The sequence below is a fragment of the Nocardioides sp. JS614 genome (genome assembly GCF_000015265.1).
GTDB lineage: Bacteria > Actinomycetota > Actinomycetes > Propionibacteriales > Nocardioidaceae > Nocardioides.
Genome location: NC_008699.1, coordinates 4570053 through 4582727 on the forward strand (window position 1 = coordinate 4570053; position 12675 = coordinate 4582727).

The window sequence follows — 12675 nt, forward strand, 5'->3', positions numbered from 1 at the left end:
TCAGTCCGGTAGTCCCTGACGCTTGCGGGGCGGATCCGCGGGCGGGACAGCGCAATCGTCAGGGACTATCCCAACGGGAGGTACGGCGCGAGGTCGGCGCGCTCGCCGCTGGCCCGGACCCGTCCGGCCAGCTCGGCGTCGGGCCAGGACAGCGCGCCGGTCGCGAGGTCGATCCAGGTGGCGGCGTCGGTCTCGACGACGGCGGGCGGCGTGCCCCGGGTGTGCCGGACGCCGGGGATCACCTGCACGGCGGCGTACGGCGGGACCCGCACCTCGACGGAGCGGCCCGGCGCCCGCTCCTCGAGCACGGCCAGGTAGTGCTTGGTGAGCAGCCGCAGGTCGACGCGGTCGGGCTCGCCACCGCGCACCCGGTCGAGGGCGGCCGCGACCTCGGCGGGGTCCGCCGGTCGGAGGCGGGCGGGCATCAGTCCTCGTCCTCCGGCGGCTCCCGGGACTCCCCAGCCGCCCCGGCCTCCCCGAGCTCGGGGTAGGGCTGGATGAGCTGGTAGACCGAGTACGTCACCCGCTCGCCGGGGCCGTCCTGGCTGCGCCGACGCCAGCGCTCGACGAGCTCACCCATCTCCTCCAGCAGCTCCTTGGCCTCCTCCGGCGCGAGCCGCAGCGCCCACTCCGAGACGCTCTTCTCGCGGCCGGCCGCCGGATCCGGGGCGAGCGCCCGGTCGACCAGGTGGTGCCCCCACGCGGTCGCGTTGCGCTGGAACACGGCGTACGCCGCCTTGCCGCCCGGGCGGTCGAGCATCTCCCGGGTGCGGAAGCTGATGCCGTCGGGGTCGACCAGTCGCCAGACCCGGTCCCGACGGTCGCGGGCCTCGTCGGGAGCCTCCTCGACCAGGCCGTACTTGGCGAGCTGGCGCAGGTGGAAGCTCGCCTGGTTGGCCGGGACACCGAGCTCGCGGGCGATGTCGGCGGCTCGCAGCGAGCCGGCGGCGTAGAGCTCGGACAGGATCCGGTTGCGGGTCGGGTGGGCGATCGCGCGGAGCACCCGCGGGTCGTCGTACATCGCCATGGCGCCATCCTAGCCGGATTCCGCACGATCTATTGCGCAACTACTATTGCGCAATTTATGGTGCGGAACATGACGTCGTACCGGACCCTCGCCCACAACCGGGACTTCACCGTGCTGTGGTGCGCCCAGACCATCTCCGAGCTGGGCTCGCGGGTCAGCAGCTTCGCGATGCCGCTGGTCGGGTACGCGATGACCGGCTCGGCGTTCTGGGCCGCGGCCGCGGAGGCCGCGTACCTGCTCGGGATGGTCGTGATGCTCCTGCCCGGCGGGGTGCTCGCCGACCGCTGCGACCGGCGCCGGCTGATGCGGCTCTCGCACGGCGGCGGCGCGCTGCTGTACGCCTCGCTGGTCACGGCGGGCATGCTCGACGTGCTCACCCTCCCCCACCTGCTCCTCGTGGCGCTGCTGACCGGCCTCGCGGCCGGCCTCTTCGTCCCGGCGGAGGGCTCCGCGATCCGCACGGTGGTGGCGGCCGACGACCTGCCCACCGCCCTGAGCCAGCAGCAGGCCCGCCAGCACGTCGCCTCGCTGGTCGGTGGCCCGCTCGGCGGCGCTCTCGTCGCCGCCACCCGATGGGCGCCCTTCCTGTTCGACGCGATCACCTACGCCGCGGGCTGGGTACTGCTCGGCCGGATCCGGGCCGACCTCTCCGGCCGACCGCAGGCCGGCACGGGGCGCGCCCTGCACGACCTGGGCGTGGGCCTCCGGTTCACCTGGTCGAGACCGTTCTTCCGCGTGCTGCTGCTGTGGTCGCCCCTGATCAACCTGACCGTTAACGCCCTGTTCTTCGTCGCGCTGCTGCGGCTGGTCGAGGCCGGCTTCCCCGCCTTCCAGATCGGGCTCGTGGAGGCGACGATCGGCAGCTGCGGCATCCTCGGCGCGCTGGCCGCGCCGTGGCTGATCGACCGGCTGGCGACCGGGACGCTGACCGTGGCCGTCGCCTGGAGCTTCGTCCCGCTCTCGGTGCCGCTGGCCCTCTGGAACCACCCCGTGGTGATGGCGGCGGCCGCCTCGGTGGGGCTGTTCCTCAACCCCGCGGGCAACGCCGGTGTCGGGTCCTACCGGATGGCGGTCACCCCGTCGGAGCTGGTCGGCCGGGTGCAGTCGGCGATGCAGTTCACCTCGATGCTCTCCATGCCGCTGGCGCCCGCGCTCGCGGGCGCGCTGCTCACCGGGCTCGGCGGGCCGGCGGCGGTCCTCGCGCTGACCGGACTCACCGCTGCGGTCGCCCTGATCCCCACCCTGTCCACCTCCGTCCGCTCGGTCCCCCGCCCGGCCGACTGGCCGCGCTACGAGACGCCCATCGTGGCCTCCGCCGCCGCCTGACCGTCAGCTGTAACGCGGGGTTGTGGGATCTGGTCACCCCCTTGTAACAGGGTTCCTAGATCCGATAACCCCGCGTTACATGCGGCGGGGCGAGGTGGCGCGGGCGAAGCGGGCGGCGGCGGAGGCGACCTGCGCGCGCAGCTCGTCGGGACCCTCGACGGTGAAGGGCGCGTCGATGCGGGCCAGCACCATCAGCGGCCAGTCCAGGGTGTCGGTGGCCAGCACCATCCGACAGGCGCCGGGCCCGTCGGGCTCGACCGTGGCCCAGCGGTCGACGTACGCCGCGACCGTCGCCGCGTCGACCGCGAACCGGACCCGCACCTCGTAGCGCTGCGGCATCGCGCGGATCCCGGCCCGCACGAACGACGGCGCGTCCGGGGCGGGCAGCGGGCGCGGCAGGAACCGCTGGCCGGAGGCCCGCGGGGCGGTGACCCGGTCCACCCGGAAGGAGCGCCAGTCCTGGCGGTCCCGGTCGTAGGCGACCAGGTACCACCGCCGGCCCAAGGACACGAGCCGGTGCGGCTCGACGCGGCGCTCGCTCGGCGAGGAGTCCCGGGAGACGTAGGAGAACGACACCGGCTCGTCGTCGCGGCAGGCCTGGGCGAGGGTCGTGAGCACGCCGGCGTCCAGTGCGGGCCCGCCGCCCCACGGCACGCCGTCGGTCTGGGAGTGGACGGCGTCCATCCGGCGGCGCAGCCGAGGTGGCATCAGGCCGATCACCTTGGTCAGCGCCTGGATCGCGGTCTCCTCGAGCCCGGCCACGGCGCCCGCCGCCGCGGTGCGCAGCGCGACCGCGATCGCCACGGCCTCGTCGTCCTCGAGCAGCAGCGGCGGCAGCTGCCCACCGGCCCGCAGCTGGTAGCCGCCCGCCACGCCGCGCACCGCGTCGACGTCGTAGCCGAGCTCGCGCAGCCGGTCGATGTCGCGGCGCAGGGTCCGCGGGCTCACCTCCAGGCGTCCGGCGAGCTCGGCGCCGGGCCAGTAGCGGTGGGTCTGGAGCAGCGAGAGCAGGCGCAGCATCCGGGCGCTGGTGTTCACGACGCCGACACTAGATCGCAAAGCGGTCAGGAACTGACCTGTGGCGTCCCTACCGTCGGGACATGGCGACCCACACCCTGAGGCTCCTCCCCTCGACCCGCGACCGGATCTCGCTCCGCTTCGCCTCCGAGGGGGACGCCGCGACCGCGACCGAGCGCGCCCTGCACCTGCCCGGCGCGAGCATCGAGCTCGCTGGTCGCGACCTGACGATCCTGGTCCCCGAGGGCCGCGACCTGGTGACGTCGTACGTCACCGACCTGGCCTGGGCCGGAGTGCTCGCCGAGCGGCTGGAGGTGGTCGGCCCGGCCCTCCCGTGACGGACCCGGCTCAGCCGGCCGCGGGCTCGTCGGGGATCGCCCGCAGGATCTCCAGCGTGCGGTCCCAGGCGGGCGAGTCCGGGTCGACCACCGCGAAGTGGTCGCCCGCGACCCGGACCAGCTCGGCGACCGCTCCGGCCGACCGCGCGGCGGCGACGTACGCCTCGGACTGGCCGATCGGGACGACGTCGTCGGCCGCGCCGTGCACGCACCAGACCGGGACCGCCAAGGGCACCTGGCGGATCGGGTCGACCGCGGCGTCGGCCGGGCCGGGCGGATGGCCGAGGAACGCCTCGACCGCGCCACCGCCCAGACCCAGCTCGTACGCCGAGCGCAGGTCGAGCACCCCCGCCTGGGAGACGACGTGGGTCAGGCCGCCGCCGCCGGCCGCCCAGGTGACCAGGTGGCCGCCGGCGGAGTGGCCGATGCCGACCACCGGTCCGGCGTCCTCCGGGCGCGCGTCGGGCAGCGCGTCGATCGCCGCCCGGACGTCGGCGAGCGTGTCCGCGGCGCCGGTGCCGCGCCGGTACTCGATCGCCCACACCGCCCAGCCGGCCGTGACCAGGCTCGGCACCAGTGGGCGGGCGTACTCGATGCCGTACTGCGGCTTCCAGAACCCGCCGTGCACCACGACCGCGGCGCCGCGCGGGGTGCCGGGCGGGCGGGTCAGCTCGGCGTACTGCGCCGGGTGGTCGCCGTAGCCGATCCGCCGTGTGCCGGGCGTGCTCACCGGCCGCCCACCGCCCGCGGCGCCCGCGCCGCCCGCGCCGCCCGCGCCGCCCGCGCCGTCCAGGCCGCAGGCCGCGGGGCCGGCGAGAGCCGGGAGGGCGAGGAAGGCCCGTCGGCGCATACGGGGGGTTCGGAGCCGGCCGGCCGATCGGACTGGTCCGAGTCCCAGGAGTCACATCGGACGGGCAATACCGGAACTTCGCGGGCGAAGTTTCGGCCGACAGGTTCCGGTTTCCCCGGCCAACCGGGGAAACCGCCGCCGGCAAGCCCGCGCACCGTCAGCCGAGCGCCGCGGGCAGGGTGGTGGTCCAGGCGTCGCGCAGCTCGTCGAGCGGGATCTCGAACTGGCCCTCGACCACCAGGGCGTCGCCACCGGTGACGCCGAGCGCGGTCAGCTCGACCCCGTGGCGCTCGGCGAGCTCGACCAGCCGCTCGGCGGCACCGTCGGGGACGGTCACGACGACCCGGCCCGGCGACTCGCTGAAGAGCCCGACGAACGCGTCGTCGGGGACCTCGACGGACACGCCCACGCCGTGGCGCAGGGCGCCCTCGACGAGCGCCTGCGCGAGCCCGCCGTCGGAGAGGTCGTGGGCGGAGCTGACCAGGCCGACGGCGTCGTGGAGCAGCTCGGCGAGGGTGCGCTCGGCCTCCAGGTCGAGCTGCGGCGGGAGCCCGCCGAGATGGCCGTGGACGACGTGCGCCCACTCCGACCCCGAGAGCTCCTCGCGGGTCTCGCCCAGCAGGAAGACCCGCTCACCCCCGGTCGACCAGGCCGACGGCGTACGGCGGGTGACGTCCTCGATCACGCCGAGCACGGCGACCACCGGGGTCGGGAGGATCGCGGTCTCGCCCGTCTGGTTGTAGAGGCTGACGTTGCCGCCGGTGACCGGGATGCCGAGCTCGAGGCAGCCGTCCTTCAGGCCGCGGCACGCCTCGGCGAACTGCCACATCACGGCCGGGTCCTCGGGTGAGCCGAAGTTGAGGCAGTCGGAGATCGCCAGCGGCGTCGCGCCGCCGGTGGCCACGTTGCGGTAGGCCTCCGCGAGGGCGAGCTGGGCGCCTGCGTACGGGTCGAGGAGCGCGAACCGGCCGTTGCAGTCGGTCGCGAGCGCGACGCCGAGGTCGGTCTCCTCGTCGACGCGGACCATGCCGCTGTCGCTGGGCTGCGCGAGCACGGTGTTGCCGCGCACGTAACGGTCGTACTGGTCGGTGATCCACGACTTGTCGCACAGGTTGGGGCTGGCGACCAGGGTCAGCAGGGTCTTGCGCAGCTCGTCGCCCGAGCCCGGGCGCGGCAGCGACTCCGCGGCGTCGGCCTGCAGGTCGTCCTGCCAGGCGGGCCGGGCGAAGGGGCGGTGGTACGTCGGCCCGTCGTGCGCGACGCTCCGCGGCGGGACGTCGACCACGCGCTCGCCGTGCCAGTCGATCTGGAGCCGCCCGGTGTCGGTGACCTCGCCGACCACGACGGCCTCGACGTCCCACTTCGCGCAGATCGCGAGGAACGCCGCGACGTCGTCGGGCTCGACGACCGCCATCATCCGCTCCTGCGACTCGCTCATCAAGATCTCCTCCGGCGCGAGCGTGGAGTCGCGCAGGGGGACCCGGTCGAGCTCGACGTGCATGCCGCCGTCGCCGGCGGACGCGAGCTCCGAGGTGGCGCAGGACAGGCCGGCGCCGCCGAGGTCCTGGATGCCGGCGACCAGGCCGGCGGCGAAGATCTCGAGCGTGCACTCGATGAGCAGCTTCTCCATGAAGGGGTCGCCGACCTGGACGCTCGGCCGCTTGGCGGGGCCGTCGGCGTCGAAGGTCTCGCTGGCGAGCACGCTGACGCCGCCGATGCCGTCGCCGCCGGTGCGGGCGCCGTACAGGATCACCTGGTTGCCGACGCCGGACGCCTTGGCGAGGTGCAGGTCCTCGTGGCGGAGCACACCCACGCACAGCGCGTTGACCAGCGGGTTGCCGAGATACGTCGCGTCGAAGACCGCCTCGCCGCCGATGTTCGGCAGGCCCAGACAGTTGCCGTAGCCACCCACCCCCGCGACGATCCCGGGCAGCACCCGGTGCGTGTCGTCCGCGTCGAGCGGCCCGAACCGCAGCGGATCCATCACGGCGACGGGGCGGGCCCCCATGGCCAGAATGTCGCGGACGATGCCGCCGACGCCGGTGGCCGCGCCCTGGTAGGGCTCGACGTACGACGGGTGGTTGTGCGACTCGACCTTGAAGGTGACCGCATAGCCCTGGCCGATGTCGACCACGCCGGCGTTCTCGCCGATGCCGGCGAGCAGGCGCCCGGCGTCGGGCTGGCGCTGAGCGAGCACCTCGGCGAGCTCGGAGAACTGCTTGAGGTGCACCTTGGAGCTCTTGTAGGAGCAGTGCTCGCTCCACATCACCGAGTACATCGCGAGCTCGGAGCTCGTGGGCCGGCGGCCGAGGATCTCGCGGATCCGGGCGTACTCGTCGGCCTTGAGGCCGAGGTCGGCCCACGGCTGGTCGTGGTGGGGGTCCTCGGCGGCGACGGCGACGGTGTCGAGCACGACGCCAATCTACCGGCGCGCGACAGCGCCACCACATCCGCCCGCAGGCCGGACCATGGCGGGACCGCGGGTGGGGTCGGCAGCCGGGTCGCCGGGGGTCGTTGGGGCAATACTGGAACTGTTGGGCCGAAACTTCGGGCCAACAGTTCCGGTTTCCCCGGTTCACCGGGGAAACCGCCCCCGCTAGCGCAGCAGGCCGTCGGCGACGACCTCGAGCATCGGGCGGACGGCGTCGGGGTCCAGGTCGCCCTGGTCGGCGACGGTCGCGACGCCGCCGACCAGGCGGCACACCTGGACGGTCTCGATGTCCGCACGCAGGGCGCCGTCGGCGCGCAGCCGCTCGATCACCCGGTCGTTGGCCCCGGCCAGCACCTGGCACTTGGTGATGATCGGGGAGTCGGGGTCGCCCATCGCGGAGGTGATCTTCGCCGGGCCCCCTCGGTGCACGCTGATCAGCCGGACGTAGTCCTCGAACCAGCCCAGCAGCACGTCGCGGGCCGAGCCCTCGCGCGCCATCGCCTTGTCGGCGGTGTCGTTCACCCGGTCGACCCAGGACTGCATGACCGCGTCGAGCAGGTTCTCCCGCTTCGGGAAGTGCCGGTAGAGGGTGCCGGGGCCGACGCCCGCGCGCTTGGCGATCTCGTCGAGCGAGGCGTCGTACCCCTGCTCGCGGAAGACCTCCCGCGCGACCTCGACGATCCGGTCGTAGTTGCGCCTGGCATCGGCACGCACGGAAGAGCTCACCCCAATCACGAAGAAACCCTTGCTAACCGGAGAGTGTCTCCGTATCGTGGTGCAGGAAGCGGAGCCATCCTCCGGATCTACTGTACCGCGGCCCGCCGGGCCAGAACAGGACCTCACCTCATGTCCCGTGACACCCTCCCCACCGACCTCCCGCCGAACGCGGGACGGGCGGCCACCGGCGTCGCGATCGTGCTGGTCGCCCAGCTCATGCTCGTCCTGGACGCGACGGTCGTGAACGTCGCGCTCCCCCGCATCGACGCCGACCTGGGCTTCGGCCCGGCGTCGCTGTCGTGGATCCTCAACGCCTACACGCTCGCCTTCGGCGGCCTGCTCCTCCTGGGCGGCCGGCTCGGCGACGTCTTCGGTCGGCTCAAGGTCTTCGAGGCCGGGCTCGCCGTGTTCACCCTCGGCTCAGCGCTCGGCGGCCTCGCCCAGACCCCCGGGCAGCTGGTCGCCGCGCGCACCCTCCAGGGCGTCGGCGCCGCGCTCGCCGCGCCGAGCGTCCTGGCCCTGCTCACCACGAGCGCTCCCGACGAGGCCGCGCGCAACCGCGCGTTCGCGCTCTTCGGCGCGGTCTCCTCCGGCGGCGCCTCGATCGGCCTGCTGCTGGGCGGCCTGCTCACCGACGTCGGGTCGTGGCGCTGGACGCTGTTCATCAACGTCCCGCTCGGGGTCGCCGTGCTCCTGCTGGCGCCGCGGTACGTCGACGGGACCCGCCGCCGGCCCGGCCGCTTCGACCTCGTCGGCGCGTTCGCCGCGACCTTCGGCGCGGTGTCCCTCGTCTGGGCGCTGATCGGCACCCCCGAGCACGGCTGGGCCGCGCCGCGCACCCTCGGCGGCTTCGCGATCGGCGTCGCACTCCTCGCCCTGCTGGCCCGCACCGAGGTGCGGCACCCGCACCCGATGGTGCAGCCCGCCCTGCTGCGCAGCCGGCCCCGGGTCGCCGCGCTCGGCGTGATGGCGCTGATGATCGGCGCGAACCTGTCGATGTTCTTCCTGGTCGTGCAGTACGTCCAGGGCGTGCTCGGCTTCGGCCCGCTGATGGCGGGCGTCGCGTTCCTGCCGTTCAGCCTCGGCATCTTCGCGATCTCGCGCGTCACGCCCGAGCTGCTGGCCCGGTTCGGTGCCCGGGCGATGGTCCTGGTCGGCAGCGCCGCGCTGGCCGCCGGCTACACGTGGCTGAGCACGATCGGCACCACCGACTCCTACCCCGCGGCGGTGTTCGGGCCGATGGTGATCGCCGGTCTCGCCACCGGGCTGGTCTTCATGCCGGTGACCGCGACGGTGCTCGGCGGGGTCGAGCCCGAGCACGCCGGGTCCGCCTCCGGCCTGCTGCAGACCACGCAGCAGCTCGGCAGCGCCGTCGGCGTGGCCGCGATCGTGTCGGTCTACGCCGCGGGCGCCGTGCCCGGCGAGCTGGTCCCGGGCCTGCAGCCGGCGTTCCTCACCTCGGCGGCGTTCGCCGCGCTGGCGACGGTCGTCGGCCTGGTCGGGCTGCCCGCCCGGGCGCCGCGGCCGGTCGAGATCGCCGACGAGGAGGTCGAGGCGGTGGCCGCCGAGGCGGCTTGACCGGGCGGTTCGGCCCGACGGCTCAGCTGGCCCGCGCCCAGGCGGGGGCCGGCTGGGCCGTCCCCGTCGGCCCGGTCGGCCCGGTCACCGGGTCGGAGGTGTCGGCCTCGGCGTCGGCGAGGGTCGGCACGTGCACCGGCGTCCAGGACCGGCCGTCCCACCACCAGTGCCCGTCGGCGCTCGCCTGCGGGACCCCGCCCATCGCGGGGTCGCCGTGGAAGTGCGGGACCAGGCCCAGGCAGGGCATCGGGTCCCACTCGGCATACGTCGTCTCGTCGCCCATGATCGTTCCCCCTCCGACCGAGCCATCGGCACCAACGCTCCCAGCCTGAGCGGATCGCGCCGACCCCGTCGGCACTTGCGCAAACCTTGCGCCCGGCCCGCCCGAACTACCGGTCCGTAGTTCGCCCGAAGGCTGTGACGGGTGTGATTCGTGGGGTTATGGTGGCGTGGCCTCGACGGGAGGCACGCCCGACTTCCCCAAGCCTGCCTGGAGCTCCCGCCATGTCTCGCCCGCACCTCCGGACCCCGCGCACGCTGCTGCGCCGCGCGCTCGTCACGGCCACCGGTGGCCTGCTCGCCGTGACCACGGTCGCCGCGCTCGGCACCGGTGGCCCGGCCGACGCGGCCGGCACCGCGCCGACCGCCACGTCGACCACCACGTCGACCACCACGTCGACCGCTGCGAAGCCGGCCGCGAAGCGGGCCGCCAACCCGGTCACGCCGGGCGACTTCACCGGGTTCGGCTTCGACCAGTGCCACACGCCGGAGCAGCGCAAGATGAACCGCTGGCTGCAGAGCTCGCCGTTCCTCGCGGTCGGCATCTACATCTCCGGCGACTCCCGCGCCTGCCGCGAGCAGCCGGAGCTGACCCCCACCTGGGTCCGCACCCAGCTCGCGAAGGGCTGGCGGCTGCTGCCGATCACGCTCGGCCCGCAGGCCTCCTGCCAGCCGCGGTTCCCGCGGTACGGCGACGACGAGACGATCATCCCGCGCCCGGGCGCCAACGGCGGGTACAGCAAGGCCAAGAAGCAGGGCAACGCCGAGGCCGTCAAGAGCGTCGGCGTCGCCGCGGACCTGGGCATCGCGCCGGGCAGCACGCTCTGGTACGACCTCGAGGGCTTCGACCTGCGCAACACCAGGTGCCGGGAGTCCGCGCTCGCCTTCCTCAGCGGCTGGACCTGGCAGATCCACCGGCTCGGCTACGCCTCGGGCGTGTACTCCGGCGCCAGCTCCGGCATCAAGATGCTCGACGACGCGCGGGTGAACCGGCCCGGCCAGGTCGTGCTGCCCGACCAGATCTGGCTGGCCCGCTGGGACGGCAAGGCGAACACCTCCTCGTCGTACCTCCGCGAGGACGGGTGGCGACCGCACGCCCGGATCAAGCAGTACCAGGGCGGGCACGACGAGACGTGGGGCGGCGTGACGATCAACATCGACCGCAACTTCCTCGACGTCGGCCGGGGCATGGTCGCGCCCTCGGAGACCCACTGCGGCGGGGTGCGGGTCAACTTCCGCAACTACGAGACGCTGCGGCCGCCGACGGAGACGACCACGCCCGGGCCGGGCCAGGTCAGCGCCCTGCAGTGCCTGCTGACCGAGCAGGAGTTCTACGGCGGCGCGATCAACGGCCGCTGGACCAAGGCCACCGTCAAGGCGATCCAGGCCTGGCAGGCCGGGCACGACATGGCGCAGCGCGAGGTGTGGTCGCGCAAGAACTGGATGTCGTTGCTGTCGGCCGGCGAGACCCCGGTGCTCAAGCTCGGCTCGACCGGGCTCGCCGTACGGCGCCTGCAACGCACGCTCAACGCCGCCGGCGTCTCGGACTCGGTGAGGATGAACGGGATGTTCAAGGCCGAGACGGCGGACGCGGTGCGGGCCTACCAGCAGCAGGTCGGCACCGAGGTCTCCGGCGTGGCGGGGTACCGGACCTGGCGGGCGCTCTCCGCGGGGCGGCTCTGAGCCTGACCGGCCGGTCTGGCTAGCCCGCGGGCGGGCCGACGAGCAGCGCGACGCCGGTCAGCGCGACGACGGCCAGGCCGCCCGCGAGCGCGCCGTGCAGCGGGTTGCGCAGCAGCCACGCGGTCAGCCGCTCGACGCGGCCGGCCGGCGCGGACGAGGTGAGCCGCCAGGCGGTGTCGAGGCCGCCGCGGCGCTCGGCGTACCGATCGAAGGGCACGGTCGCGAACGGCGGCACCGCGGCCGCGAGGCCGAGCAGCAGGCGGCCGCGGCTCCAGCGCTGGTCGACGGCGACCAGGACGGTGGTCAGGCAGTAGGCGATGAACACGATGCCGTGCAGCATCCCGAAGACCCGGACGCCGAGCTCGGTGGTCTCGGTGACGTACTTGAGGAACATGCCGGCCAGCAGCAGCGCCCAGGTCACCGCCTCGGCGATCGCGACCCTGCGGAAGGTCAGCAGCGGACTCACGCCAGCACCCGCTCCGCGAGGCTGGTGAAGAACCCGAGCCCGTCGGTGCCCGGGCCGGTGAGGTCCTCGACGGCGTGCTCGGGGTGCGGCATCAGGCCGACCACGTTGCCGCGCTCGTTCGTGACGCCGGCGATGTCGCGCAGCGACCCGTTGGGATTGCCGTCGAGGTAGCGGGCCACCACCCGGCCCTCGCCCTCGATCCGGTCGAGGGTCTCCGCGTCGGCGACGAACCCGCCCTCGCCGTTCTTCAACGGGACGGTGATCTCGGCGTCCGGGGCGTACGCCGCGGTCCAGGGCGTATCCGTGTTCTCGATGCGCAGCCGCTGGTCGCGGCAGACGAACTTGCGATGGTCGTTGCGGATCAGCGCGCCCGGCAGCAGGTGGGACTCGCACAGGATCTGGAAGCCGTTGCAGATGCCGAGGACCGGCATCCCCCGGCCGGCGGCCTCGACCACCTCGGTCATCACCGGGGAGAACCGGGAGATCGCGCCGCAGCGCAGGTAGTCGCCGTACGAGAAGCCGCCCGGCAGGATCACCGCGTCCACGCCGCGCAGGTCGTGGTCGCCGTGCCAGAGTGCGAGCACCTCGTGGCCGGCCACCCGGACCGCGCGCTGGGCGTCGACGTCGTCGAGCGAGCCCGGGAAGGTGACGACCCCGACCCTCACGAGTGGGACTCCGCCGCCTCGACGACCGTGGGGATCGTCTCGACCGCGACGGTGAAGTCCTCGATCACGGGGTTGGAGAGCAGGGTCGCGGCCATCTGGCGGACCTGCTCGAGCACCTCGTCGGTCAGCTCGCCGTCGACCTCGAGCTCGAACCGCTTGCCCTGACGGACGTCGGTGACGCCGCTGAAGCCCAGGCGCGGCAGCGCGCCGAGGACGGCCTTGCCCTGGGGATCGAGGATCTCGGGCTTGGGCATGACATCGACGACTACGCGCGGCACGGCCCCAGTCTAGGAGATGG

General features: G+C 73.9%; 14 protein-coding genes. 4 read left to right on the forward strand and 10 right to left on the reverse strand.

The genetic code is table 11. The annotated features are described in order from the left end of the window. Window positions 1-65 precede the first annotated feature (65 nt). Window positions 66-425: a sterol carrier family protein gene (locus NOCA_RS23345; protein ID WP_011757746.1), complete on the reverse strand. Its 360-nt coding sequence runs from the start codon at window positions 423-425 to the stop codon at window positions 66-68. Next, complete coding sequence (locus NOCA_RS23350) at window positions 425-1027, reverse strand: helix-turn-helix domain-containing protein (RefSeq protein WP_011757747.1); 603 nt, start codon at window positions 1025-1027, stop codon at window positions 425-427. The genes NOCA_RS23345 and NOCA_RS23350 overlap by 1 nt, the downstream gene beginning before the upstream one ends. 69 nt (window positions 1028-1096) lie before the next feature. Between NOCA_RS23350 and NOCA_RS23355 the strand changes: the two genes are divergently transcribed. Next, the gene (locus NOCA_RS23355; protein WP_011757748.1) at window positions 1097-2353 is read left to right on the forward strand and encodes an MFS transporter; all 1257 of its coding nucleotides are present in this window, start codon (window positions 1097-1099) and stop codon (window positions 2351-2353) included. Window positions 2354-2428: 75 nt separating this feature from the next. Here NOCA_RS23355 and NOCA_RS23360 read toward each other — a convergent pair whose 3' ends face one another. Next, on the reverse strand, window positions 2429-3391 hold the full coding sequence (locus NOCA_RS23360; RefSeq protein ID WP_238383390.1) for a helix-turn-helix transcriptional regulator: 963 nt from the start codon (window positions 3389-3391) through the stop codon (window positions 2429-2431). Between the two features lie 62 nt (window positions 3392-3453). Between NOCA_RS23360 and NOCA_RS23365 the strand changes: the two genes are divergently transcribed. Next, window positions 3454-3708: a hypothetical protein gene (locus tag NOCA_RS23365; RefSeq protein ID WP_011757750.1), complete on the forward strand. Its 255-nt coding sequence runs from the start codon at window positions 3454-3456 to the stop codon at window positions 3706-3708. Window positions 3709-3718: 10 nt separating this feature from the next. Here the strand turns inward: NOCA_RS23365 and NOCA_RS23370 are convergent, their stop codons facing one another. The 3 genes from NOCA_RS23370 to NOCA_RS23380 form a co-directional block, all read right to left on the reverse strand. Further along, the gene (locus tag NOCA_RS23370) at window positions 3719-4558 is read right to left on the reverse strand and encodes an alpha/beta hydrolase family protein (RefSeq protein WP_011757751.1); all 840 of its coding nucleotides are present in this window, start codon (window positions 4556-4558) and stop codon (window positions 3719-3721) included. A gap of 157 nt (window positions 4559-4715) precedes the next feature. After that, the gene (purL, locus tag NOCA_RS23375; RefSeq protein WP_011757752.1) at window positions 4716-6971 is read right to left on the reverse strand and encodes a phosphoribosylformylglycinamidine synthase subunit PurL; all 2256 of its coding nucleotides are present in this window, start codon (window positions 6969-6971) and stop codon (window positions 4716-4718) included. Window positions 6972-7154: 183 nt separating this feature from the next. Continuing rightward, window positions 7155-7715, reverse strand: a complete 561-nt coding sequence (locus NOCA_RS23380; protein WP_238383391.1) for a TetR/AcrR family transcriptional regulator — start codon at window positions 7713-7715, stop codon at window positions 7155-7157. A gap of 120 nt (window positions 7716-7835) precedes the next feature. Between NOCA_RS23380 and NOCA_RS23385 the strand changes: the two genes are divergently transcribed. After that, entirely contained in the window at window positions 7836-9284 is a 1449-nt protein-coding gene (locus NOCA_RS23385) for an MFS transporter (protein ID WP_011757754.1), read from the forward strand. Window positions 9285-9306: 22 nt separating this feature from the next. Here NOCA_RS23385 and NOCA_RS23390 read toward each other — a convergent pair whose 3' ends face one another. After that, complete coding sequence (locus NOCA_RS23390; protein WP_011757755.1) at window positions 9307-9567, reverse strand: hypothetical protein; 261 nt, start codon at window positions 9565-9567, stop codon at window positions 9307-9309. A 221-nt stretch (window positions 9568-9788) separates the two neighbouring features. On the opposite strand from NOCA_RS23390, the gene NOCA_RS23395 reads away from it, so the two are divergent. Next, window positions 9789-11246 (forward strand): glycoside hydrolase domain-containing protein, encoded by a 1458-nt coding sequence (locus NOCA_RS23395; protein ID WP_011757756.1) that lies wholly within the window; start codon window positions 9789-9791, stop codon window positions 11244-11246. 19 nt (window positions 11247-11265) lie between these two features. Here NOCA_RS23395 and NOCA_RS23400 read toward each other — a convergent pair whose 3' ends face one another. Genes NOCA_RS23400 through purS form a run of 3 tightly spaced genes read right to left on the reverse strand, consistent with a single transcriptional unit; the run spans window position 11266 to window position 12655 of the window. Further along, window positions 11266-11712: a DUF3817 domain-containing protein gene (locus NOCA_RS23400; protein ID WP_011757757.1), complete on the reverse strand. Its 447-nt coding sequence runs from the start codon at window positions 11710-11712 to the stop codon at window positions 11266-11268. Then, complete coding sequence (purQ, locus tag NOCA_RS23405; RefSeq protein ID WP_011757758.1) at window positions 11709-12377, reverse strand: phosphoribosylformylglycinamidine synthase subunit PurQ; 669 nt, start codon at window positions 12375-12377, stop codon at window positions 11709-11711. Before purQ ends, NOCA_RS23400 begins: the two co-directional genes overlap by 4 nt. Beyond that, window positions 12374-12655, reverse strand: coding sequence for a phosphoribosylformylglycinamidine synthase subunit PurS (gene purS, locus NOCA_RS23410; protein ID WP_041546872.1), 282 nt, complete (start codon window positions 12653-12655; stop codon window positions 12374-12376). The genes purQ and purS overlap by 4 nt, the downstream gene beginning before the upstream one ends. Between the last annotated feature and the right edge of the window lie 20 nt (window positions 12656-12675).